Origin of the sequence: Halomonas sp. HMF6819 (genome assembly GCF_044335525.1) — a bacterium.
GTDB lineage: Bacteria > Pseudomonadota > Gammaproteobacteria > Pseudomonadales > Halomonadaceae > Vreelandella.
Window position 1 is genome coordinate 403,676 of sequence record NZ_JBIQVY010000001.1, and the last position, 22,747, is coordinate 426,422.

The 22,747-nt window shown below is 63.7% G+C and carries 17 protein-coding genes; 4 read left to right on the plus strand and 13 right to left on the minus strand.

Translation table 11 applies throughout. The features are described 5' to 3' along the window. Positions 1-4 precede the first annotated feature (4 nt). Complete coding sequence (locus ACGLWX_RS01905) at positions 5-946, minus strand: RluA family pseudouridine synthase (RefSeq protein ID WP_396236866.1); 942 nt, start codon at positions 944-946, stop codon at positions 5-7. A gap of 714 nt (positions 947-1,660) precedes the next feature. On the opposite strand from ACGLWX_RS01905, the gene rne reads away from it, so the two are divergent. Then, the gene (gene rne, locus ACGLWX_RS01910; RefSeq protein ID WP_396236868.1) at positions 1,661-5,077 is read left to right on the plus strand and encodes a ribonuclease E; all 3,417 of its coding nucleotides are present in this window, start codon (positions 1,661-1,663) and stop codon (positions 5,075-5,077) included. A gap of 112 nt (positions 5,078-5,189) precedes the next feature. Here rne and murB read toward each other — a convergent pair whose 3' ends face one another. From murB to ACGLWX_RS01945, 7 genes are read right to left on the minus strand one after another with little or no spacing between them, the layout of a single operon-like run. Continuing rightward, a complete protein-coding gene (gene murB, locus ACGLWX_RS01915) occupies positions 5,190-6,197 on the minus strand; it encodes a UDP-N-acetylmuramate dehydrogenase (RefSeq protein WP_252107606.1) in 1,008 nt (335 codons plus the stop codon). Continuing rightward, positions 6,197-6,661 (minus strand): low molecular weight protein-tyrosine-phosphatase, encoded by a 465-nt coding sequence (locus ACGLWX_RS01920; protein WP_252107604.1) that lies wholly within the window; start codon positions 6,659-6,661, stop codon positions 6,197-6,199. The genes murB and ACGLWX_RS01920 overlap by 1 nt, the downstream gene beginning before the upstream one ends. Then, positions 6,658-7,437: a 3-deoxy-manno-octulosonate cytidylyltransferase gene (kdsB, locus tag ACGLWX_RS01925; protein ID WP_396236870.1), complete on the minus strand. Its 780-nt coding sequence runs from the start codon at positions 7,435-7,437 to the stop codon at positions 6,658-6,660. Before kdsB ends, ACGLWX_RS01920 begins: the two co-directional genes overlap by 4 nt. Beyond that, a complete protein-coding gene (locus ACGLWX_RS01930; RefSeq protein WP_252107600.1) occupies positions 7,438-7,647 on the minus strand; it encodes a Trm112 family protein in 210 nt (69 codons plus the stop codon). It abuts the gene before it with no gap. Further along, positions 7,640-8,695, minus strand: coding sequence for a tetraacyldisaccharide 4'-kinase (gene lpxK, locus ACGLWX_RS01935; RefSeq protein ID WP_252107598.1), 1,056 nt, complete (start codon positions 8,693-8,695; stop codon positions 7,640-7,642). The genes ACGLWX_RS01930 and lpxK overlap by 8 nt, the downstream gene beginning before the upstream one ends. Further along, a complete protein-coding gene (msbA, locus tag ACGLWX_RS01940) occupies positions 8,692-10,428 on the minus strand; it encodes a lipid A export permease/ATP-binding protein MsbA (protein ID WP_396236872.1) in 1,737 nt (578 codons plus the stop codon). Before msbA ends, lpxK begins: the two co-directional genes overlap by 4 nt. A gap of 55 nt (positions 10,429-10,483) precedes the next feature. Next, positions 10,484-12,751, minus strand: a complete 2,268-nt coding sequence (locus ACGLWX_RS01945) for a DNA internalization-related competence protein ComEC/Rec2 (RefSeq protein WP_396236874.1) — start codon at positions 12,749-12,751, stop codon at positions 10,484-10,486. 91 nt (positions 12,752-12,842) lie between these two features. Between ACGLWX_RS01945 and ACGLWX_RS01950 the strand changes: the two genes are divergently transcribed. After that, complete coding sequence (locus tag ACGLWX_RS01950; RefSeq protein ID WP_252107595.1) at positions 12,843-13,394, plus strand: DUF2062 domain-containing protein; 552 nt, start codon at positions 12,843-12,845, stop codon at positions 13,392-13,394. A gap of 2 nt (positions 13,395-13,396) precedes the next feature. Here the strand turns inward: ACGLWX_RS01950 and ACGLWX_RS01955 are convergent, their stop codons facing one another. After that, positions 13,397-14,116: an ABC transporter ATP-binding protein gene (locus ACGLWX_RS01955; RefSeq protein WP_252107594.1), complete on the minus strand. Its 720-nt coding sequence runs from the start codon at positions 14,114-14,116 to the stop codon at positions 13,397-13,399. A 10-nt stretch (positions 14,117-14,126) separates the two neighbouring features. Then, positions 14,127-15,368, minus strand: coding sequence for a lipoprotein-releasing ABC transporter permease subunit (locus tag ACGLWX_RS01960; protein WP_396236876.1), 1,242 nt, complete (start codon positions 15,366-15,368; stop codon positions 14,127-14,129). A gap of 201 nt (positions 15,369-15,569) precedes the next feature. On the opposite strand from ACGLWX_RS01960, the gene ACGLWX_RS01965 reads away from it, so the two are divergent. Together ACGLWX_RS01965 and ACGLWX_RS01970 are read left to right on the plus strand one after the other, a co-directional pair. Then, complete coding sequence (locus ACGLWX_RS01965; RefSeq protein WP_396236878.1) at positions 15,570-16,640, plus strand: agmatine/peptidylarginine deiminase; 1,071 nt, start codon at positions 15,570-15,572, stop codon at positions 16,638-16,640. After that, positions 16,637-17,539 carry a carbon-nitrogen hydrolase gene (locus tag ACGLWX_RS01970; protein ID WP_396236880.1) on the plus strand — a complete coding sequence of 301 codons (903 nt, stop codon included), beginning with the start codon at positions 16,637-16,639 and terminating at the stop codon, positions 17,537-17,539. Before ACGLWX_RS01965 ends, ACGLWX_RS01970 begins: the two co-directional genes overlap by 4 nt. 90 nt (positions 17,540-17,629) lie before the next feature. On the opposite strand, the gene ACGLWX_RS01975 is transcribed toward ACGLWX_RS01970, so the two are convergent. The 3 genes from ACGLWX_RS01975 to secA form a co-directional block, all read right to left on the minus strand. Then, entirely contained in the window at positions 17,630-18,577 is a 948-nt protein-coding gene (locus ACGLWX_RS01975) for a Nudix family hydrolase (RefSeq protein WP_396238160.1), read from the minus strand. A gap of 118 nt (positions 18,578-18,695) precedes the next feature. Next, positions 18,696-19,913, minus strand: coding sequence for a bifunctional glutamate N-acetyltransferase/amino-acid acetyltransferase ArgJ (argJ, locus tag ACGLWX_RS01980; protein WP_396236882.1), 1,218 nt, complete (start codon positions 19,911-19,913; stop codon positions 18,696-18,698). 41 nt (positions 19,914-19,954) lie between these two features. Then, on the minus strand, positions 19,955-22,693 hold the full coding sequence (gene secA / locus ACGLWX_RS01985) for a preprotein translocase subunit SecA (protein WP_396236884.1): 2,739 nt from the start codon (positions 22,691-22,693) through the stop codon (positions 19,955-19,957). Positions 22,694-22,747: the final 54 nt, after the last annotated feature.

Sequence of the window (22,747 nt, forward strand, 5' to 3'; positions counted from 1 at the left end):
TCCTTTAACGGCGCGCGCGGGCAAGGGCGGATTCGAGCGCCTCGGGCAGCGGCGCTTTCACCGTGACCGGGCGGCCGTTACCCGGCTCGGGAAAGGTCAGTGCGCGGGCGTGCAGAAACAGGCGCTCGACGCCGAGCTGGCGTGACATGTAGCCGCTCTCTTTAGTGGCGTACTTGTCGTCGCCCAAAAGTGCGTGGCCGGCGTGGGCGGCGTGCACGCGAATTTGGTGGGTGCGCCCGGTCACCGGCTCCGCCTCGATCAGCGTCACTTTCTCGAAGGTTTCCAGCACCTGAAAATGGGTGCGCGAGACCTTGCCGTTCGGGTCGACTCGCACGCGGCGCTCGCCGTTGCCGGCGTCATACCGATCAAGGCGCGCGCTAACGTAGGTCTTGCGCGCCGGCCAGCGCCCGCTGACCAGCGCCACATAGCGCTTGTCCATGGCATGCTTTTTGAGCGACTCGTTGAGCGTCACCAGCGCCTCGCGGGACTTGGCAAGCAGCAAACACCCGGAGGTGTCGCGGTCAAGGCGGTGAACCAGCTCCAAAAAGTTCAGATCGTCGCGCACCTGTCTAAGTGCCTCGATCAGCCCGATCTTCACGCCGCTTCCGCCGTGCACCGCAAGGCCTGAGGGCTTGTTCATCACCATCCAGTCCGGACCTTCCATGATGACGCTGCCGATCAACAGGTCGCGCAGGCTATCGCTTACCTCCTTTTGCGCCTCACGCGGGGTCAGGCGAAGCGGCGGCACGCGCACCAGATCGTGGGCGTTGAGCCGATAGTCCACCTTGACGCGCTTTTTATTGACGCGCACTTCGCCCTTTCGCACGATGCGATAGATCAAGGCGCGGGGCGCCCCCTTTAAACGGGTCATCAAAAAATTATCGATTCGCTGACCCGCCTGTTCCGGGGCGATCTCCACCCACTGCACTTCGCGCCCTTCGGCCATCGCCGCATGCTCCTGGTCGGTTGTGACACTATCCTGGTCGGTTGTAAAACCGTCAGTGTCAAAGCGGCCCATTCTAACGCAGTGCTTGCGCCATTGCGTCAATTGCTGGCGCCAGGCTTACCTGTTATATTCCAAGTGGCTCATTGGCAGGGCGTGATGCAGGTTGGGTACGCCCAACAGACACCGTTGTTTTCCTGCCCAAGCGCTCTGCCCAAGCGCCTGCCCGTCCAACACGCAGGCCCGAGCGAAGGTCCAATGGATTAGTGTACGCATTACCCATTACCGGATGTAAAAAACGAAGTAACCCTGCCGCCCGACAGGCGGTAGTGTTCGTGGCGATGCCTGGTTGGCCGCCGCGAAAATTGGAATATACGTTACGCCCCGGTTCGGGGTTCAAATGTCACTGCTCGATTAATCGAAAGTGCCATCCAAAATCCGACCCGAGGCGTCAGGATCAACGCTGTGCCGATACCGGCGTTGACGAATCGATGAATGCCAGGTGTAGGCGGTGTCAGCAGGGCCGGATGGACGTCAACGCCACCGAAACACGTCCTGCCTCCGCCACGTACTCAACGCCTCCTAGCCGCGCGGGCCACACTGCCCCCGGCTCAATGCGTCAGCATAGCCATGCGCCGAGCACAAGCACGCAGCAAAAGCGATTCGTCGACGCCAACGCCTTGACGGCGCATCGGTGCATACGCATTGCGAGACACCATGAAAAGAATGCTCATCAACGCAACCCAGCCCGAAGAGCTGCGGGTTGCGCTCGTCGACGGTCAACGCCTGTACGATCTGGATATCGAATCCGGCGCCCGCGAACAGAAAAAAGCCAATATTTACCGTGGCAAGATCACCCGGGTCGAGCCCTCCCTGGAAGCGGCGTTCGTCGACTTCGGCGCTGAGCGCCACGGCTTTTTGCCGCTCAAGGAGATCTCGCGCGAGTACTTTCTAAAGGACGTTTCCGGCCGCCCCAGCATCAAAGAGGTGCTCAAGGAAGGTCAGGAAGTCATCGTTCAGGTCGATAAAGAGGAGCGCGGAAACAAGGGTGCGGCGCTGACCACCTTCATCAGCCTGGCCGGGCGTTTTCTGGTTTTGATGCCCAACAATCCGCGCGCCGGCGGCATCTCACGGCGTATCGAAGGCGACGATCGCAGCCAGCTCAAGGACGCGATGTCGCAGATGACCGTGCCGGACAAGATGGGCCTGATCGTGCGTACCGCCGGCATCGGGCGCAGCGCCGAAGAGCTTCAGTGGGATCTGGACTACCTCGCCCAAGTGTGGGAGTCGATTACCGCCGAAGCCTCCAAGCGCCCTGCGCCGTTTTTGGTCTACCGCGAATCCAACGTTATCATTCGCGCCATGCGCGATTACCTGCGCCAAGACATCGGCGAGGTGCTGATCGACAGCCCCGAGATTCACGCCGAGGCGCTGAGTTTCATCCGCCAGGTAATGCCCTCGTACCAGCAAAAGATCAAGCTCTACACCGACGAAGTGCCGCTGTTCTCGCGCTTTCAAATCGAATCCCAGATCGAAACCGCCTATCAGCGCGAAGTGAAGCTGCCCTCCGGCGGCTCGATCGTCATCGACCACACCGAAGCGCTGGTTTCCATCGACATCAACTCGGCGCGCGCCACCCGCGGCAGCGACATCGAGGAAACCGCCCTTCAAACCAACTCGGAAGCCGCCGACGAGATCGCCCGCCAGCTGCGCCTGCGCGATATCGGTGGCCTGGTGGTCATCGATTTCATCGATATGGGCCCGGCGCGCAACCAGCGCGAAGTCGAAAACCGCATGCGCGACGCGCTCAAGCTCGACCGCGCGCGCGTCCAGATCGGACGTATCTCGCGCTTTGGCTTAATGGAAATGTCGCGCCAGCGCCTGCGGCCGTCGCTGGGCGAAACCAGCGGTGGGGTGTGCCCGCGCTGTGACGGCCAGGGCAGCATTCGTGACGTGCGCTCACTGTCACTGTCGATCATGCGTCTGATCGAAGAGGAGGCGATGAAGGAGCGCAGCGCCCAGATTCGCGCCATTTTGCCGGTGCCGGTCGCCACGTACCTGCTCAACGAAAAGCGCAGCGTGCTCGCCGATATCGAAGCGCGTCAGGACGTTCGCGTAGTGCTCCTGCCCAACCCGGAAATGCACACGCCGCACTACGACGTGCAGCGCCTGCGCTCGGATCACCTCGACGAGGACGAAAGCCATACCCTCTCGAGCTACGAGCTCTCCATGGAGACCGAGGTCGGCAAGGAGCCGGATCCAAGCTTTGCACCGCCGGCCCAGCGCGCCGAAGCCGCGGTCAAGACCGTTGCTCACAACGCCCCGGCGCCGGCATCGCTGCAAACCGACAGCGCCCCCGCTCCCGCCGCCAAATCCGAGGCACCGGCCAATGCTGAATCCGGCGTACTAGGCCGTTTGATTCGCGGCTTCGCCAAACTGCTGGGCAGCGACGAAGCCGCCACCACCGAGCAAAAGTCCGCCGCCGAGCCCGCCTCACGCAGGTCGCAGACAAGCGACAAGAGCGCCTCTGGCGAGCGCAGCCAGGGCGGCAAGCCGGCGCGCGAGAAGCGCCCGGATAACGCTACGGCGCGCAGCGAGTCCAGCCAAACCGAAGCCCGCAATGGACAAAGCGCCAAGGGCGACGACGAGTCGAGCGACAAGCGCGGAGGCCCGAACCGTACGCGCAATCGCCGTCGCAACGGCCAGACCAATAGCGCTCAGGCGGGCAACGCCCAATCCAGCGAGACAAAAGCCAGCGAGACGAAAGCCAGCGATAGCGCCAAGTCCGCGCGCCAAAGCGAGCGCAGCGGTGAGAGCGAGGCGAACCAGACCCCGTCCAATAAGCGAAGCGACGGCCGCCGCGACAAGCCGCGCGACGCCAAGCCTAAAAACGAGAGCCGCGCACCCAAAGAAGCCGACGCCAAGGCGGAGCCCAAAAGCGAGCAGAAGCCCGAGCCAAAAGGCGAGCAGAAAACCGACGCCAAGGCCGAGCCGAAGCAGGATGCCCCCAAGGATGACGGCAAGCCCAAGCGTACGCGCAACAACCCGCGCAACCGCTCGCGCAAGCAGGCGATCAACCCGAAAGCCGAAGCCGAGCAGCTCGCCCTTCAGGCAGAAGCCGCCAACGCCCCGGCGCCCGCTGAAAGCGTCAGCGACGTGAAGAGCACGGCAAGCGAGCCCGCCAGCGTCGAGCCCCTCCAGCGCGAGCAGGCACCGGCAAGCGGCGCGAAGAGCGAGCAAGCGCCTGATGCCGAGAAAACTCCGGCCGCTGCGTCGGCGTCGGGCACCGAAGACACCCTCGCCGCGGAGCCCCTGACGCAGGAACGCGAAGCGCAGGCGCCGCAAGAGCCTGTCGCTGAGCAAAAAGCGCCCCAGACCGAAAGCGCCGAGCCGGAGACGGTTGATGCGACAAGTGCGCCAGCGCCAGTCGACAGCGAGCCTGCAGCTCAGGAGCGCAAAGCGCCGATGAGCAGCGACGCCTCCGATGGCGATACGGCTTCAAGCGCCGACGACGCGCTGGTAAGCGACAAGGTCGCTGCGCCGGAAAGCGTAGCGTCACCCCAGCCGGAGGAAACCCCGGCCGCTGAGTCGCCCGTCGCCACCGAGCCGAAAACGCCCGAGACGGCGATTGCCGAGGATGCCCAAAAGGCGCAGCCCGAGCAGAGCGTTGAGCCTGCTGACGCACCGACACCGGCTGAAAACGACGTTCAGGCGCCGAAGGAAGAAGCCCTCGCCTCACCCCAGGTTCAGGACGAGACCCACGCCGACGAGCAGGCCTCACTCAACGTGAGCCGCGAGGCGTCGAACCCGACGGAGCAGCTCGAAAGCTCCGAGTCAGCGTCGAAAGCCGACACTGCCGCGAAGGTGGATGCCAGCGCCGACGACCAGGCGGATTCGAACGCCGATGGCGCTTCCACGGTAGCAGCGACCGACGCTGAACCGGAAGCCGCGCCTACTGCCCCTACAGAGCGCGCAGTGGCGCAGCCTTCCGATGAGCAGAGCGCTGACCAGGCAAATGCCGAGCCTGCCCCGCAGGACGACAGCGCTTCCGCCAAACCGGCGCCGAAGCGCCGCCGCCGGGCGCACAACGACCCGCGCGAAAAGCGCAAGCAAGGCAGTGCCGGCCAGGAGTAAACCGCGCACGTGAAAAACCCCGCCTCGGCGGGGTTTTTTTTATGCCTGTAAAAGAGTGAGATAAATACAGTGAATTAAATAAGGTGCGAAAAGAAAGCGTCCGTACAAACGCCTAGAGCGTTCGCGGCTCCGGCTCAAGGCGTACGCCAAAGCGGGACTCGACCGTCTCGACGATGGTGTTAGCCACGTCGAAAAGCTCTTCGCGGCTGCCGCCGCCAAAGTGCACCAGCACCAGCGCCTGGCGCTCGTGAATGCCAAAGGCGCCGAAGCGTTGGCCCTTCAATTCACACCGGTCGATCAGCCAGCCCGCCGCGAGCTTACAGCGCCCGTCAGGCTGCGAGAAACAGGGCATGTCCGGATGGCGACCCAGTAACGCCTGGGCCGTGGCCTCGCTTACCACCGGATTTTTGAAAAAGCTGCCGGCGTTGGCGAGCACGTCCGGGTCCGGCAGCTTCTCTTGGCGCGTTTGGCATACGGCCTGGGCAACTTGCAATGGCGTTGCCTCTCTGGTGACGCGCTGAGCCAGATCGCCGTAGCCAAGCTTTGGCGCCCCGTTTCGGGAGAGCCGCAGCGCCAGGCGCAGAATCGCGACCTTTCCCGCCAGTTCGCGCTTGAAGACGCTGTCGCGGTAAGAAAGCTTGCACTGCTCTTGGGAAAGCCAGTAAACGCGCCTGGTATCGAGGGTCATGACCTGCACGCCTTCGAGGCAGTCGCCGAGCTCGACCCCGTAAGCGCCGATATTCTGCACTGGCGCCGCACCACAGCGTCCAGGGATGAGCGCCAGGTTCTCGAGCCCCCACCAGCCGCGCTCGGCAAGCGTCATCACCAGCGTATGCCAGTGAGCGCCGGCACCCACGTAAGCGATACCCTCATCCCCTTTTCGCTCGATCCACCACTGGTCAAAATCCAGCGTAATGGCCGCGCCTGTAAGGCGCTCTGGCAGCAGCACGTTGCTGCCGCCGCCGAGTAATGTGACAGGCAGATTTTTTGAGCGGCACGCCTCGAGCACCCGGCGAAGCTCCGTCAGTGTTTTAGGGCGAGCGGCAATATCCGCCGTGCAGGGAAGCCTCAACGTATTGGCGAAGGTGAGATCCACCTTCTCTTCAAGCACTGCACCCATCAGCGCTTTCTCAGGGCTTCGATCAAGCCTTGTGAGGCCGCCTCGATTAAATCCAGCACGTGCTCAAAACCCTGCTCGCCGCCGAAGTACGGGTCTGGCACCTCGGTTTCACTCACCTCGGCATACTCGAGAAAGAGGCCGATACGCGCGCGGCAGCCGTCAGGCGCCATTGCCCGAATGGCGTCGAGATTATCGCGGTCCATGCCGAGCACGTAGTCGAAGGCGTCGAAATCCTCGGGGCGAAGCGTGCGCGCCTTGAGCTCGCTAATATCCACCCCGCGGCACAGCGCCGCTTTTTGAGCGCGCTCGTCCGGCGCCTTGCCTACGTGCCAGTCGCCGATGCCGCAGGAATCGACCTCGACCTCACAAGCGAGCCCGGCATCAACGAGGGCCTTGCGAAACACGCCTTCGGCGCTCGGTGAGCGGCAAATATTGCCCAGACAGACGAACAGCACTCGCGTCATTGGGCCTCCGTTTGTTCGATGAGTAAACGCACCCGCGCCAGATCTTCAAACGTATCCACGCCGGTGGGATTTTGCGCGCAGGCCAGCGCCACCTGAATGATGTGACCGTGCTGAAGCGCTCTGAGCTGTTCGAGCTGCTCGAGCTGCTCGAGCTGGGAAGGCGCCATGTGCTGGTAGTCGCTTAGAAAGCTCGCCCGATAGGCATAGATACCGATGTGCCTGAGCCAGGCATCGGTACTCAGAAGACTCGGCTTCTGCGCGAACTGCTCGCGATCCCAAGGCATGGGCGCCCGCGAGAAGTAGAGCGCGCGCCCAGCGTGGCTACGGGTGACCTTGACCACGTTCGGGTTGAATAGCGTTTCGACCTCCAGGATCGGCTCGGCCAATGTTGCAATCGACGCCTGGGGATCGTCGGCGAGCCGCTCGGCCACCTGGTCGATTAGCGCCGGCGGAATCAAGGGCTCGTCGCCCTGAACGTTGACGACCAGCGTATCGTCGTCAAGGCCCAGCCGCTCGGCTACCTCCGCCAAGCGGTCGGTGCCGGAGGGGTGATCCGAGCGGGTCATGACGACCTCGGCCCCTAGCGGCAAAAGCGCCTCGCGAATGCGCTCGTCGTCGGTGGCCACGACCACGCGCCTGGCCTGGCTTTGATTGGCGCGGCGCCAGACGTGGGCTACCATCGGCTCACCGGCGATATCCAGAAGCGGTTTACCGGGCAGGCGCGAGGAGCCAAAGCGCGCCGGGATGACAACGATGAAATCCGTTGAGCCTGCCATCTACGCCTGCCCCGTGCGTCCTGGTGAGGTGTTGAGCTTCTCGTCGGCGCTGAGTACGCGCGCCTCTTCCGGCAGCATTACCGGGATGCCCTCACGAATCGGGTAGGCCAGCCCATCGTAGTAGCAGATGAGCTCCTGCGCGTCGCGATCGTATTCGAGTTTGCCGTTACAAAGCGGGCAAACCAGCATTGCCAAGAGTTCCTTATCCATGAGCGCCTTCCTCGTATGTGTTTGTCGATAGTGATTCATTCGGGGCACGCGTTGCCAGCGCGTCGATCAGCCAGGCACCAAACGACTCGGGGAGTTCGGCCTCGACCTCCAGCGCCCAGCTCTCGTTGGGTGCAAGCGTACGACACTTTACCGCGTCCTTGGCCGTCATCACGAGCGGCCTGGGCGGGGTAAACGCAAGCGCTTTGGCATCGAAGGCGTGATGATCAGCAAACGCGTGGCGCTCGCCCTCGACGCCGAGAGCGTCAAGCGTCTTGAAAAAGCGCGCGGGGTTGCCGATACCCGCCACCGCGTGCACCGGGGGCTCGAAAGGTAACGGTGTGAGCGCGGCGTGCTCGCCGCTGCCTACCCGCTGCCAGCGCGCCGGGGCGAGCGTCATCGTGACCGGCTCGACGGACAGCGGCCGAGTGAGAGCGCCGTTGACGATCACCGCATCCACGCTTTCGAGCCTTCCTGCCGGCTCTCGCAGCGGCCCCGCGGGCAGGCAGCGCCGGTTGCCAAGGCCCCGCGCGCCGTCGATCACTAGAAGCTCGATATCGCGGCCCAGCGCCAGATGCTGCAGGCCATCGTCGCTGATGAGGATGTCGCAGCCGCGCTCGATCAGCGCCCGGGCGCCGCGCGGGCGGTTCGGGTCCACCGCCACGCGCGCGCCGGTTTGGCGAAAGAGCATCAGCGGCTCATCGCCGCTGTGCTCGACTGGGGTCGTCTCATCCACGATCAGCGGGTACGCCGGTGCGCGGCCACCGTAGCCGCGCGTAACGATACCGGGCGTATAGCCATGGCGCGCCAGGAACGCGGCAAGCCAAGCCACCAGCGGCGACTTGCCGGTACCTCCGAGGGTGATGTTACCCACCACGATGACCGGCACCGGCGCGCGCCAGACGCTTTTTTTGCCCGTGCGGTAGGCGCGGGCGCGACGCCTGGCCACTGCGCCATAAAGCGCGCTCAAAGGCAGCAGCGGTAGAAGCCAGGGTGCTTGGGTGAGACGCTCCCGGTAGACCCCGTCGAGCCAGCGGCCGGCAAGGCTCACGCGTACTCCTGAAACTGCATCTGATGAAGCGCGGCGTAAGCGCCTTGACGCTCGAGCAGCGCCTCGTGGGTGCCCTGCTCGACGATCCGCCCCTGATCCATCACGACGATACGATCGGCGCGCTCGATGGTAGAGAGCCGGTGGGCGATCACTAGGGTCGTGCGGCCCTGACAGACGTATTCGAGCGCCTTTTGAATATAGCGCTCGGATTCGGAATCGAGCGCCGACGTCGCCTCGTCGAACACCAGAATGGGCGCCTTTCGGTAGATCGCCCGGGCAATGGCCAGGCGCTGGCGCTGGCCGCCGGAAAGCGTGAGGCCGTTTTCGCCGACCACCGTATCAAGGCCCTGCGGCAGCTGGTCGATGAACTCGCTGGCGTAGGCCGCCTTGGCGGCCTCCTCGATTCGCGCCCGATCAGGCTCGTTCTCGCCGTAGGCGATATTGGCGGCGATGGTGGTGTTGAACAGCGTCACCTGCTGCGAGACGATCGCGATGTGCTGACGAAGTGCGCCGAGCGCGTAGTCGTCGATATCGGCATCGTCGATCAGCAGGCGCCCTTCAGACGGCCGATAGAAGCGTGGCAACAGCCCGACCAGCGTTGACTTGCCGCCGCCGGAGCGCCCAACGATGGCGACCATTTCACCCGGCGCAATGTGCAGGTCGATGCCGTGGAGCACGTTGGGCTGCTCCTCACCGTAACGAAAGCTCACGTTTTCAAAGCGCACGTCACCCTTGAGCGTTTCGGGGACCAGCGTGCCGTTATCCGGCTCGGTGGACAGATCCACCACGCCAAACAGCTCGGCGGCGGCGGCCAGCCCCTTTTGAATGTCGCCGTTGATTTCGGTGAGCTGGCGCACCGGCTTGATCATCAGCGCCGCGGCGGTGATGAAGGCCACGAATTCCCCCGGCGTCATGTCGGCTAAAAAGGCCGGCGCCATGGCAAGCCACACCAGCAGCGCCATCGAAATCGCTACCAGCATCAAAATCACCGGCGAGCTGATCGCCTTGGTCATCGCCTGTTTCATGCTCTGGCGGCGGTTCTCTTCGCTGGCGCGCTCGAAGCGTTTTTTCTCGAAGGCCTCGGCGCCGTGGGTGCGCACCACCCGATAGCCCGTGAGCGCCTCTGACGCAACGTGGGTCACGTCGCCCACGGAGTTCTGTATTCGCTTGGAGATTTTGCGAAAGCGCTTGCTGACGAAGCTCACGACCACGGCGATCACCGGCGTCACCGCCAAAAAGAGCAGCGTCAGCATCCAGTTGGTCCAGAGCAGGTAAAGCACCAGCCCGACGACGAAAAGCCCTTCGCGCAGAATCACCGTGACCGCGTTGGTCGCCGCACTCGCGACCTGCTCGACGTGGTAGGTGACGCGCGAGACGAGATGGCCGCTCGAGTGCTGATCGAAAAAGCGCCCGGGCAGATGCAGCATATGATCGAACACGTCGCAGCGCAGCGTATGAATCACATAGCGGCCCACGTAGGCCATGTAGTAGGTGCTCAAAAACGTTCCTATCCCGCGGGCGGCGAACATCAGCACCACGAACAGCGGCAAAAAGAAACGAAAGGCGGCGTCCGGGTTCTGTATCCCGTCGATCAGGCGCTTCATCATCTCGGCCAGCGCCGTGCTGGACGCGGCGTAGATCACGAAACCGATGATCGCCAACGCAAACATTTTCCAATGGGGTTTTACGTACTCCAACAAGCGTTTGTACAACGCCCAGCTCGAATCGGTCACACGCGCTCCAGCCCTAATGTGCAGTGCGCCGAATTCTACCCTAAGGCGCGACGTATCAACACCGCTTGCGCCTTTTCACCGACGCACGCGCCGTCTCGACGCGTATTTCCTTACCCGCCTCGACATGAAAGCTCAGCGCCCCATCCTCGGCGGTGCTCCAAAGGCAGCTCGATACGCCTCGAAACCGGCGCACCACCTCATCCGCCGGATGGCCAAAGGCGTTGTCACGCCCGGCGCTGAATACCACGTGCCGCGGCGCGCTTTCACGCACGAACTGTACGCCGGAGCTCGAACGGCTCCCGTGGTGGCCCGCCACCAGCACGCTGACTGTGGCTTCGAGATCATTGATCAGGCGCCGCTCGGTTTGGCGCCCAACGTCACCAGTGATCAATACACGGTGCTCGCCAACGCTAACCTCGAGCACGCAGGAGCGCTCGTTGGGCGTGAGCGCGTTCTCCCCGGCCGGCGGCCAGAGCACGCGGTACGCGATTTCGTCGTGTGCCCAGCGCTGGCCCCGGGCGCAGGGCGTAAACGGCGCCGCCACCACCTCACCCCAGGGTGCCTGCCAGGCCGCCACTGCGTGGTCGCTCAAAAGCGCCTTGACGCCGCCGGCGTGATCGCTGTCGCCGTGGCTAACGATTACGCGATCAAAGCGCTGTCCAGGCGGCCAGAGTGACTCGATCGGCATGAAGCCGCTTCGAAAGCGCGGGCCGGTATCGTACAAAAGCCGCCGGGTGGCGCTTTGAAGCTCGATAAGCTGGCCCTGGCCGACATCGAACACAGTGACGCGCAAAACCCCAGGCGCGAGTGATTTGGGCTGGTAGAAAAACAGCAGCGCAGCGGCCACCGCGCAGGAGGTTGCGCGCAGCCAGCGCGGCACGAAGGCGAGTCCAAAACAGAGCGCCAGCAGTAAAAGCGCCGCGGCCAGGGCAAAGCGAAGCTCGATGGCGGGCTCCCATAGCGGCAGCGCCTCGAGCGCGATGCGTAAAAGCGCATGAAAAACTCTAAGGGCGGCTTCGAAGCCGCGCCAAACGAGCTCGCCGGCGCCGAACAGCGGCGCCAGCAGCCAGCCCAGCAGCGCCAGCGGCACCATGACCGCACTCACCCAGGGCACGGCGATCAGATTCACCAGCGGCGCTCCCGGGGCAACGCGGCCAAAGCCGATCAGCACCGCCGCCGCCATGAGTGGCGACAATAAAAGCTGTGTTCGTACCAGCGCCCACACCCAGCCCCTGACGCCCTGGGGCCGGGCTCGCCCCTGCCAGATGACGATCAGCCAGCCCACGGCCACAAACGATAGCCACAGCCCCGGGCGCCAGGGCGCGAGCGGGTCGACCAGCACGACCAGTAAAAGCGCCAGCCACCAGGCCTGCCAAGCTCCCGGCGCGTGGCGCCCGCTGAGCACCCAGAGCCCGAGCAGCGTCATCACCATGGCGCGCATCGCCGGCGGCCCCAACCCCGCAAGTACGGCGTAACCCACGCAGGCGCCCCCCGCCGCTAACCAAGGCCAGGCACGCAGCCGCCAGTTTTGCGGGGTCATCAGCCGGGCCAGAAGGCGGCTGACCCAGAGCACCAGTGAGGCCACCAGCCCCACGTGCAAGCCGGAGATGACCACCAGGTGCGTGGTGCCGGTGGCGTTCAAAAGTGTCCAATCGTCCTGGGTCAGCCGCTGGCTCGAGCCCAAGCTAAGCGCAGCGAGCCAGCGCCTGGTGCGCGCCTCCAGGGACGTGGCGTCGATGTGCGCAAGCGCCAGCGACCTCAACGTCGAACGCTTTGGAGTGATCAAGTGCGGCGCCGGGTCCGGGCGCACGTAGCCGGTGGCGTGGATGCCCTCGCGCCAGAGCCAGCGGGCATAATCGAAGCGGTGTGGGTTTTTGAACCCGCCGGGCGGTCGCAGGCGAAGCGTAAGCCGCCAAGTCTGGCCCGCTTCAAAGGCGGTATCGCCATAGGCACTGACGCGCACGCGATCAAGCCCGGCGCAGTCCAGACGCTGCGCCGGGCTTTCGCACTCGAGCACGCGAAGGTTTAGCCGGCTTAAGCCTTCATCGCGCTGCGCCTCATCAATGCGCGCGATGACGCTGAGATCCTCACCGCCGAGCCCCGCCGGCAGCGTTCGCTGCCACTCGAGGTGAACGCCGAGCAGCACCCAGCCCCCTGCCAGCAGTGCGGGCAGCGCTCGAGGGGCGCGATTGACGAGCAACAGCGCGACCACCAGCGCTGCGCCGAAGGCGGGTAGAAGACGCCCTTCGGCGCCGCTGTACTCGGCGATCACTGCCGCACCGAGCGCTGCCATGGCCGCCGGTGCGACCGCCCCTATTCGCATGTTCACCCCCAAGCCGGCGCGTGACGACCGGCGTAGCCTTCGCGGCGCGCGATGTGGATAATGGAGCGCACTACTTCAAAGAGTAACCGACATGCCGCGCCGTTTCCTGCAGCGCTACATGCCCAAGCCCGACACCCTGAGACGCCAGCGATCGCTTCGCTTCATGGCGCCCTTGATCGCCGACCCCGGGCTTTGGCTGTTGACGCGTAAAAGCGTGGCCAACGCCTTTAGCGTCGGTATTTTTTGCGCCCTGCTGCCGATTCCGCTGCAGATGATGTTGGCCGCGCTCGGCGCGCGGATCGGGCGCTGCAATCTGGCGCTGTCGGTAAGTCTGGTCTGGATCACCAATCCGCTGACCATGCCGGTGATCTTCTACTTCAACTATCGGGTGGGAACGTTCTTGATGGGGGCACCGGTGCGCGAGGCGCCGTCGCGCATTTCGACGCGCTGGCTGGCCGAGCAGATGCACGACATCTTGCCGCCGCTGTTTCTAGGCTCGATCGTCACGGCGGTCGTGCTCGCCGTACTCGCTAACGTGACCATTCGCCTGCTGTGGCGCTGGCACGTCTCCTACAACTGGAAACGCCGCCGACAAAAGCGTCGGCGGCGTCGGGCCAAAATCGAATCCGAGTTCGACAAGTAGCGCTACTCGAATGAAGTGCCGGGCGTGTCGTTCTCCAGGCGCCCGCCGTTCAGGCGCATGACTCGATCCTGATGGGCGGCAAGGCCTACATCGTGGGTCACGATCACGAAAGCGCAGGCGCTTTCGCGGGCGAGTTCGTCCATCAAGCTCAGGATGGTGCCGGCGGTGGTTTGGTCCAGGTTGCCGGTCGGCTCATCCATCAGCACCAGGCTCGGGTCGGTGACCAACGCGCGTGCGATCGCCACGCGCTGGCGCTCGCCGCCGGAGAGCTCGCCGGGCTTGTGATCCGCCCGCGCCTTCATTCCTACCCGCTCGAGAATCTGCATGGCGCGCTCTTCGGCGACCTTTTTGCGCTGACCGCGAATGATCAGCGGCAGCGCTGCGTTCTCCAGCGCGCTGAACTCCGCCAGCAGGTGGTGAAACTGATAGACGAAGCCGATGTAGCGGTTGCGAAAGTGGCCAAGCTGGGTTTCGTTGAGCCCGGCCAGCGACTCGTCGGCGATGGTGATGCTGCCCTTGCTTGGGCGGTCGAGCCCGCCGAGCAGGTTCAAAAGAGTAGTCTTGCCGGAGCCAGAGCTTCCGACGATGGCCACGCGCTCGCCGGCGCGCACCTCGAGGGTGAGCCCGTCGAGCACCGTGAGGTCCTGGGGTCCTTCGCTGTAGACGCGGGTGAGCGACTGACAGGAGAGCATCACCGGGGCGTGGGAAGTGGCTGTGGTCATGGGCGCGTCCTTATTCATAGCGCAGTACGTCCGCCGGCTGCACGCGCGCGGCCCGCCAGGCAGGATAGAGCGTCGACAGGAAGGTCAGGCCTAAGGCGGCGAGTACGATATTGCGAATGTCGCTGAAAATCAGTTTCGAGGGCAGGTGGCTGACGAAGTAGACGCCGGAATCGAGAAACTGAATGCCGGTAAAGGATTCGAACCAGCCGATCACGTCCGAAATCGTCAGCGCCAGCACGACGCCGGCCAACACGCCAAGCGCGATACCAATGATGCCGATGGTCAAACCCTGCACGATGAAGATGCCCATGATCGAGCGCGGCGTGGCGCCGATGGTGCGCAAAATAGCGATGTCGGCGCGCTTGTCCGTGACCACCATGACCAGTGTGGAGACGATATTGAACGCGGCCACCGCGACGATCACGGTCAGCAGCAGCCCGATCATGCGCTTCTCCATCTGGATCGCCTGAAAGAGACTTCCTTGGGTGAAGGTCCAGTCGCGGCCGATGTAGCCCGGGCCGAGATCGTTGACGATCGCTTGAGTTTCGCTACCGGCGGCGAACAGATCGTCGAGCTCCAAACGCAGCCCGCCAATGGCGTCGCCCAGCCGCGCCAGCGTCTGCATATCCGAGATATTGGCGTAGGCAAGGCTTCCGTCGAGATCCGCCCCGACGCTGAAGATACCGCTGACGGTGAAGCGTTTTAGCCGTGGGAAAACACCCGCGGGGGTGATCGAGGCCTCGGGCACCAACAGCGTGACACGGTCGCCGACCCCGACGCCCAGCCGGTTGGCGAGCATCGAGCCGAGCACCACGTTCCAGGAGTCCGGCGCCAGATCACTTAGCTCGCCTTCGCGCATGTGATCGCCGATGATCGACACTTGGTCTTCCCAGGCCGGGTCGATGCCGGTCACCATCGCACCCTGATTGCGCCCGCTGGCCGAGAACATGCCCTGCTGCTCGACGTAGGGGGCGACACCGATCACCCGGTCGCGCTCGATCAGACGGTCGGCCAACGCCTCCCATTCCACGAGCCCCGGGCGGTATTCGATCTTGGTGTGGGGCACCATGCCCAGAATGCGAGTGCGAAGTTCGTAATCGAAGCCGTTCATCACTGACAATACTAGAATCAGCACGGTCACGCCGAGCGTGAGCCCCAGCATGGAAATCAGCGAAATAAACGATATAAAGTGGTTCCGGCGTTTAGCGCGCACGTAGCGCAGCCCCACCAGAAAAGGCAAACGATCAAGCATGGCGTCATTCCTTGGTTAACTGGCGCCCATGGTACGGTTTTTTTGCCCGCCCTGCATGGGTAAACGCGCCGGGTAAGCGCAATCCTTCGCACCCGCCCGGCAGGTCCTGGCTTGCTTGCAACTTGCCCAGCGACCCCCTACATTGCGCCTTTTGGCCGGTATCGACGCCGGCGTTTTCCTTGGCAACGAGAGCACTCATCCTTGGCAACTTTTCCCTACCGTTTGCTGCCGGAATGGCACCCTCAGGACGGCCTGCAGCTCACCTGGCCGCGCGCCGACGGTGACTGGCAGCCGCTTTTAGAGCGTATCGAGGCAACGATGGAGCGCATCGTGCTGGCCGCTGCGCGCTTTCAGCGCGTTATCCTAAGCGTGCCGGATGCCGCCACACGTGCGCGCCTCGAATCCCGCTTTGCGACCCTTGGCGTCCCCGGCGAGCGGCTGCTGCTGGTCGAGGCCGATACCGACGATACCTGGGCGCGGGATCACGGCCCACTCGGCGTTATGACGCAAAACGGCGACATGGCGCTGCTCGATTACACCTTCACCGGCTGGGGCGGCAAGTTTCCCGCCAGCCGCGACAACGCCCTGACCCAAGCGCTCGGTGCGCAAAACGTCTGGGCCTGCCCGGTACTGCCGCGCACAATGGTGCTCGAGGGCGGCGGTGTCGAAACCGACGGTCAGGGCACGCTCTTGACCACCAAAGCGTGCCTTTTGAACCCGAACCGTAATCCAACGCTTTCCCAGGCAGAGGTCGAGCAAGCGCTCAAGGAGGACTTTGGCGTCGAGCGCGTTCTATGGCTCGAAAACGGCTATCTCGAGGGCGACGACACCGACAGCCACATCGATACGCTGGCGCGCTTTTGCAGCGCTGACACCATCGCCTACGTGCGCTGCGACGATGAAACGGACCCGCACTACGCGGCGCTAAAAGCGATGGAGGCCGAGCTCCAGGGGTTTCGCCAGACAAACGGCGAACCCTACCGTTTGGTCGCCCTGCCGTGGCCGGCGGCGGCGTTCGATCAAGACGACGGCCATCGCCTGCCCGCGACTTACGCCAACTTCACCATCATCAACGGCGCCGTGCTCGTGCCGACCTACGCCGACCCGGCGGATCTGGAGGCGCTCAACGCCCTGGCCCAGGCCTTCCCGGAGCGCCAGATCGTTCCCATCGAGTGCCAAAGCGTAATTCGCCAGCACGGCAGCCTGCACTGTTTGACCATGCAGCTACCCCAAGGCACGCTCAACGCCGCACGTTTCAAGGAGGCCTCATGAGCCGAGAACTGACCGTCGCCGTCATTCAGCAAAACGCCTGGCCGGACAAGGAGAAGAGCCTTGCGGCCTCGGACGAGGGCGTGCGCGCCGCCGCCGGGCGCGGAGCGAAGCTCGTGCTGCTCCAGGAGCTTCACGCCACCCACTACTTCTGTCAGTACGAGGACCCGGCGCTGTTTGACCTGGCCGAGCCGCTGGACGGGCCAACGAGTCAGCGCCTGGAAGCGCTTGCCCGCGAGCTCGATATCGTGCTGGTCGGCTCGATTTTCGAAAAGCGCGCCGCGGGGCTCTACCACAACACGGCGGTGGTTTTCGATGGCGCGCGCGGGCGCGTCGGTCAGTATCGCAAGATGCACATTCCCGACGATCCGGGCTTTTATGAGAAGTTCTACTTCACCCCAGGCGACGTCGACGAGCGTCGGAGCGAGGGCTTCACGCCCATCGATACCTCCGTTGGTCGGCTCGGCGTGCTGGTGTGCTGGGATCAGTGGTATCCGGAGGCGGCGCGGCTCATGGCACTATCGGGTGCGGAGCTTCTGCTCTACCCCACCGCGATCGGCTGGGACAAAACCGACGATGAGCAGGAGCAGGCCCGCCAGAAGCAGGCTTGGACGCTGATTCAGCGCGCTCACGGCGTGGCCAACGGCCTGCCAGTGCTGGTGGCTAACCGCGTTGGCTTCGAGCCGGATCACTCCGGCGTTGGCTCAGGCATCGACTTCTGGGGCGGCAGCTTCGTCTGCGGCCCCCAGGGCGAGCTTCTGGCCCACGCAGGCACCGAGACCGAGCAGCTGGTGGTCACTCTCGATATGGAAAAAAGCGAGCGCACCCGGCGCATCTGGCCATACCTGCGCGACCGTCGCGTGGACGGCTACGGTGATCTGACGCGGCGCTATCGCGACTGAAACGCCCTCCTCACTCCATACGAAAACGCCGGCGCTGAATGCGCCGGCGTTTTTGATAAAGCCGCGACTCTGCCGGAGCTGCCTAGCCGGCTACTTCCAGAAATCGCGAATCGAGGCAATGCCCTGGGCGCCGACGGCGCGGGCGTGGTTGGCATCGAAACGGGTCATGCCGCCAAGCGCGAATACCGGCATGCCGGCGCGCTCGACGAGCTGCTGAAAGTCGTGCCAGCCCATCGGGGCTACATCCGGATGCGACGGCGTGGTGCGAAGCGGCGACAGCGTCACGAAGTCGCAGCCAAGCGTGGCGGCTTTATCGAGCTGGGTTTGATCGTGGGTCGAGGCGGAGAGCCACTTGCCCTCGCCGATCGGGCGGCGCTCCAGCTCCATCAGTCGCTGGCTGGTGAGGTGAATACCGTCGGCATCGACCTGCTCGAGAAGCTCCGGCTCGCCATTGAGCAGAAGCCTCGCGCCGAACTCGCGACACAGCGTCAGCGCCGTTTGTGCGCGCTGCACGTAGGCGTCGCGCTCAAGGCCCTTGGCACGCAGCTGAACGAGGCGAACGCCGTCCTCGTCGAGCGCGCGGCGAAGAAGGCTTTCAAAGCGCGTATCGTCCGGTTCTTCGCCGGTGATCAGGTACTCCTTGGGCAGCATCACCGCGCGCAGAATGGGCAGATTGGCCGCCGGGAAGGGGTAGCCGACCAAATCCTCCATCGCGACCCAGCGAACCGCCTGACCTTCACGCCCGAAGGGCTCGCCGGCGAACTCGTGCACCTGCCAAACGTCGAGCAGGATGTGCTTGTCGCTGTACTCGTGGTGAACGCGAATGAGCGGCTGGGCGCGGCGGATCTCGACACCGAGTTCCTCGTGAAGCTCGCGCTTCAAGCCCTCGAGCCCGGTTTCGTAGGGCGCAAGCTTGCCGCCGGGAAACTCCCACAAGCCACCGTGATCGACGTTGGAGGGTCGGCGTGCGATCAGTACGTGCTTTTTATCGGCGCTGACGATGGCGGCTGCGGCGACGTGAACCCGTCGTTTTACCATTACATTCATGACGTTCTTTTCCACATTGGAGCGCCCGGCGAGCCGGGCACTTGACTACAAAGAGCTAAATCGCGTTCTAACACGCTTGTCCAGCATCGACTTTAAAAAGGCGGCGCGCCTAGCTTCGATAGTCGGCGTTGATGGAGACGTAGTCGTGCGATAGATCCGAAGTCCAGACGGTCGCGTGCGCATCGCCCCGGCCCAGATCGATACGAATGGTGATCTCCTCGCCTTTCATCACCCGGCTGCCCGCCTCTTCACTGTAGCTCGCCGCCCGTCCGCCATTTTCGACCAGGCGCACGTCGCCCAGATCGATCACCACACGGCTGACATCGAATTCATCGACCGGCGCGCGCCCGACGGCGGCCAAAATCCGCCCCCAATTGGCGTCACTGGCATAGAGCGCGGTCTTCACCAGCGGCGAGTGCGCCACGGTAAAGCCAACGTCCAGCGCTTCCTGGCGGCTCGCAGCGCCTTCGACATTCAAAGTGACGAACTTGGTCGCCCCTTCGCCATCGCGAATGATCATCTGAGCAAGCTCGGTCATCACGCCCTGTAGCGCTTGGCGAAACACCACGATCTGCTCATCGGTTTCCACACGTGGGCCGATGTTGGTCGCGGCGAGCATGCAGGCGTCGTTGGTCGAGGTATCGCTATCCACGGTGATCGCATTAAAAGAGCGATCCACGGTTTCGCGCAGAAGACGCTGTAAAAGCGACTGCTCGATGCTGACATCGGTCACCACGAACCCAAGCATCGTGGCCATGTTGGGCTTGATCATGCCCGAGCCCTTGGTGATGCCGTTGATACTAAAGCGCTCACCGTCGATCTCGGCGGTGACCGTGGCGCCCTTGGCGCGGGTATCGGTGGTCAGTATCCCCTCACCGGCAAGCTGCCAAGCCTCGCTGTCGCTGGATAACGCTTTGAACGCGTCAGGAAGCCCAGCCAGCAGCCGCTCCATGGGCAGCGGCTCGCCGATCACACCGGTGGAGAACGACAGCACCTGCTCGCTGGCAACGCCAGCCTGCTCGGCTGCTGCCTGACAGGTGCGTTTGGCATCTGTCAGCCCCTGCTCGCCGGTACCGGCGTTGGCGTTGCCGGTATTGATGACCCAGTAGCGCGAGGACGTCGTTGCCGCCAAATGCGATTTGGCGGTGATGACCGGCGCGGCGCAAAACGCGTTTTGGGTAAATACCGCCGCCGTGACGGCGGTATCCGGAAGCTCGATAACCACCAGATCGCGGCGCTGAGGCTTTTTGATGCCCGCCATGGCGGAGCCCAGGCGCACCCCGTCAAGGGGTGCCATCGTTGGAAACGGACAGTGACCCACCGCCATGCTCTTCTCCTGTAACGTCTATCGGTGCGCTAGGGCGCGCGTTATTGAAGCTTGCCGCAGCACTGCTTGTACTTCTTGCCAGAGCCGCAGATGCACGGGTCGTTACGTCCGACCTTTGGCGCTTCGCGGCGCTGCGGGGCGGCCTCGCCATTGCCGCCTACGCTTGATGACGGGGCTTCTCCGCTCTCGGCGTCCGGGCCACGCTGGGCCTCGGAGGCAGCGGCTTTTTCGCGCGCGGCGTCTTCGCGGCGCTTCTGCTCGAGCGCATCGACCTCTTCGGGCTGGCGTACCTGTACATGGCTCAGGATGCGCGTCACGTCTTCCTTGATGTTGATCAGAAGATGCTGGAAGAGCTCGAAGGCTTCGCGCTTGTACTCCTGCTTGGGGTTTTTCTGCGCGTAGCCGCGCAGGTGAATGCCCCGGCGCAGGTGATCCATTGATTGAAGGTGTTCTTTCCAGCGGGTATCGAGTACCTGGAGCATGACCTGCTTCTCGAAGCGCTGGATCAGCGCCTTGCCGGCGGCGGCGATCTTGGCGTCGTAGGCCTCGCGGTGCATGGCCTGCAGGCGCTCGCGAAGCTTCTCTTCGCTGAAGCGGTCGTCCTCGGCGGCCCACTGGGTGACCGGCGCGTCGAGGTTGAACTCGGTTTTTAGATGCGCTTCGAGCCCGGGAAGATCCCATTGCTCGGCCAGGCTCTGGGGCGGCACGTAGTCGCTGATGGTGCTCTCCATCACCTCTTCGCGAATACCGATCACCGCTTCGGAGACCTCATCGGCGGCCAGTACGTCGTTACGCTGCTCGTAGATCACCCGGCGCTGGTCGTTGGCAACGTCGTCGTACTCCAGAAGCTGCTTACGAATGTCGAAGTTGCGTCCCTCGACCTTCTTCTGCGCCCGCTCGACGGCGTTCGATACCATCTTGTGCTCGATCGCCTCGCCGCGCTCCAGGCCCAGCGCCTGCATCAGGCGCTTGACCCGGTCGGAGCCAAACAGCCGCATCAGGCTATCTTCCAGCGACAGGAAGAAGCGCGTCGAACCCGGGTCGCCCTGGCGACCGGCGCGGCCGCGAAGCTGATTGTCGATGCGCCGCGACTCGTGGCGCTCGGAGCCAATTACGTGCAGCCCGCCCGCTTCGAGCACGGAGTCGTGGCGCTGCTGCCAGTCGGCCTTGAGCGCGGCGATCTGCGCCTCGTCTGGGTTGTCGAGCTTGGCAACGTCTGCTTCCCAGTTACCGCCGAGCATGATGTCGGTACCGCGCCCGGCCATGTTGGTGGCAATGGTGACCGCCCCGGGACGGCCGGCCTGGGCGATGATCTCGGCCTCGCTTTGGTGCTGCTTGGCGTTCAACACGTTGAACTGCATGCCAGCGTTTCGCATCAGCTGGGCCAGGTACTCGGAGGTCTCGATCGACGCGGTACCCACCAGCACCGGGCGGCCGGCCTCGGTCACCGCCTGAACGTCCTTGATGATCGCTTCGAACTTCTCTTCACCGCTGAGATAGACCAGGTCGTTCAAGTCCTTACGCGCCAGCGGACGGTTGGTCGGAATGACCACCACGTCGAGGCCGTAGATCTGGCGGAACTCAAAAGCTTCGGTATCGGCGGTACCGGTCATGCCGGCAAGCTTTTCGTAAAGACGGAAGTAGTTCTGGAAGGTCGTGGAGGCGAGCGTCTGGCTCTCGCGCTGCACGGTCACGCCCTCTTTCGCTTCCACGGCCTGGTGCAGGCCTTCGGACCAGCGCCGGCCCGGCATGCTGCGACCGGTGTGCTCGTCGACGATCACCACCTGGCCTTCGACGACGATGTAGTCCACATCGCGCTGGTAGAGATTGCGCGCCCGCAGCGCCGAGTGCATGTGCTGTAGAAGGTTCAGGTTCTGGGCGGCGTAGAGCGAGTCGTGCTCGCCTAGAAGGCCTTGGGAGCGCATCATCTCCTCGACCTTGTTGTGGCCCTGCTCGGTAAGCTCGACCTGCTTCTGCTTTTCGTCGAGCACGAAATCGCCGCTGACCGGCGTTTCATCGTCCTCGCTCACTTCGCCGCGCTCCAGGTGCTGCGCTAGGCCGTTGACCACATTGTAGAGTTCGGTGTTCTCGTCCACAGCGCCGGAAATGATCAGCGGTGTGCGCGCCTCATCGATCAAAATCGAGTCGACCTCATCGACGATGGCGAAGTGCAGGTCGCGCTGCACCTTCTCCTCGAGCGAGAACGCCATGTTGTCGCGCAGGTAGTCAAAGCCGAACTCGTTGTTGGTGCCGTAGGTGATGTCGCACTTGTAAGCGTGACGTTTCTCTTCACCGGTTTGGCCCGAGAAGATAACGCCCACCGTCAGCCCGAGAAATTCGTAGAGCGGACGCATCCACTCGGCGTCACGCCGCGCCAGGTAGTCGTTGACCGTGACCACGTGCACACCCTTGGCGGGTAGCGCGTTGAGATAGACCGCCAGAGTCGCCACCAGCGTTTTACCCTCGCCGGTTTTCATTTCCGCGATGCGCCCGCGGTGAAGCGTCATACCGCCGACCATCTGAACATCGAAGTGGCGCATACCCATGACGCGCTTGCTCGCCTCGCGCACTACCGCAAAGGCGTGGGGCAGCAGCTTTTCCAGCGACTCGCCGGACTCCAGGCGCGTACGTAGTTCACCGGTTTGTGCCTGCAGCGCGGCGTCGTCCAGCGCTTCGATTTCGGTTTCGAGCTTGTTGACGTCCTGCACGCTTTTCGTCATGCGTTTAACGTCGCGGTCGTTCTTGGAGCCAATGGCCTTGCGCAATAATGTGTTAATCATGAAGTTTCCAAATCATTTCAAGCGCACCAGCGGAGCACCCTTAAAAAAGCTGTT

Excerpts from the sequence above, each read along its gene's own strand:
- ACGLWX_RS01905 (WP_396236866.1), bottom strand. The coding sequence starts at position 946 with ATGGCCGAAGGGCGCGAAGTGCAGTGGGTGGAGATCGCCCCGGAACAG.
- rne (WP_396236868.1), top strand. The coding sequence starts at position 1,661 with ATGAAAAGAATGCTCATCAACGCAACCCAGCCCGAAGAGCTGCGGGTT.
- murB (WP_252107606.1), bottom strand. The coding sequence starts at position 6,197 with ATGGGTGCAGTGCTTGAAGAGAAGGTGGATCTCACCTTCGCCAATACG.
- ACGLWX_RS01920 (WP_252107604.1), bottom strand. The coding sequence starts at position 6,661 with ATGACGCGAGTGCTGTTCGTCTGTCTGGGCAATATTTGCCGCTCACCG.
- kdsB (WP_396236870.1), bottom strand. The coding sequence starts at position 7,437 with ATGGCAGGCTCAACGGATTTCATCGTTGTCATCCCGGCGCGCTTTGGC.
- ACGLWX_RS01930 (WP_252107600.1), bottom strand. The coding sequence starts at position 7,647 with ATGGATAAGGAACTCTTGGCAATGCTGGTTTGCCCGCTTTGTAACGGC.
- ACGLWX_RS01945 (WP_396236874.1), bottom strand. The coding sequence starts at position 12,751 with ATGCGAATAGGGGCGGTCGCACCGGCGGCCATGGCAGCGCTCGGTGCG.
- ACGLWX_RS01950 (WP_252107595.1), top strand. The coding sequence starts at position 12,843 with ATGCCGCGCCGTTTCCTGCAGCGCTACATGCCCAAGCCCGACACCCTG.
- ACGLWX_RS01955 (WP_252107594.1), bottom strand. The coding sequence starts at position 14,116 with ATGACCACAGCCACTTCCCACGCCCCGGTGATGCTCTCCTGTCAGTCG.
- ACGLWX_RS01960 (WP_396236876.1), bottom strand. The coding sequence starts at position 15,368 with ATGCTTGATCGTTTGCCTTTTCTGGTGGGGCTGCGCTACGTGCGCGCT.
- ACGLWX_RS01970 (WP_396236880.1), top strand. The coding sequence starts at position 16,637 with ATGAGCCGAGAACTGACCGTCGCCGTCATTCAGCAAAACGCCTGGCCG.
- ACGLWX_RS01975 (WP_396238160.1), bottom strand. The coding sequence starts at position 18,577 with ATGGTAAAACGACGGGTTCACGTCGCCGCAGCCGCCATCGTCAGCGCC.
- argJ (WP_396236882.1), bottom strand. The coding sequence starts at position 19,913 with ATGGCGGTGGGTCACTGTCCGTTTCCAACGATGGCACCCCTTGACGGG.
- secA (WP_396236884.1), bottom strand. The coding sequence starts at position 22,693 with ATGATTAACACATTATTGCGCAAGGCCATTGGCTCCAAGAACGACCGC.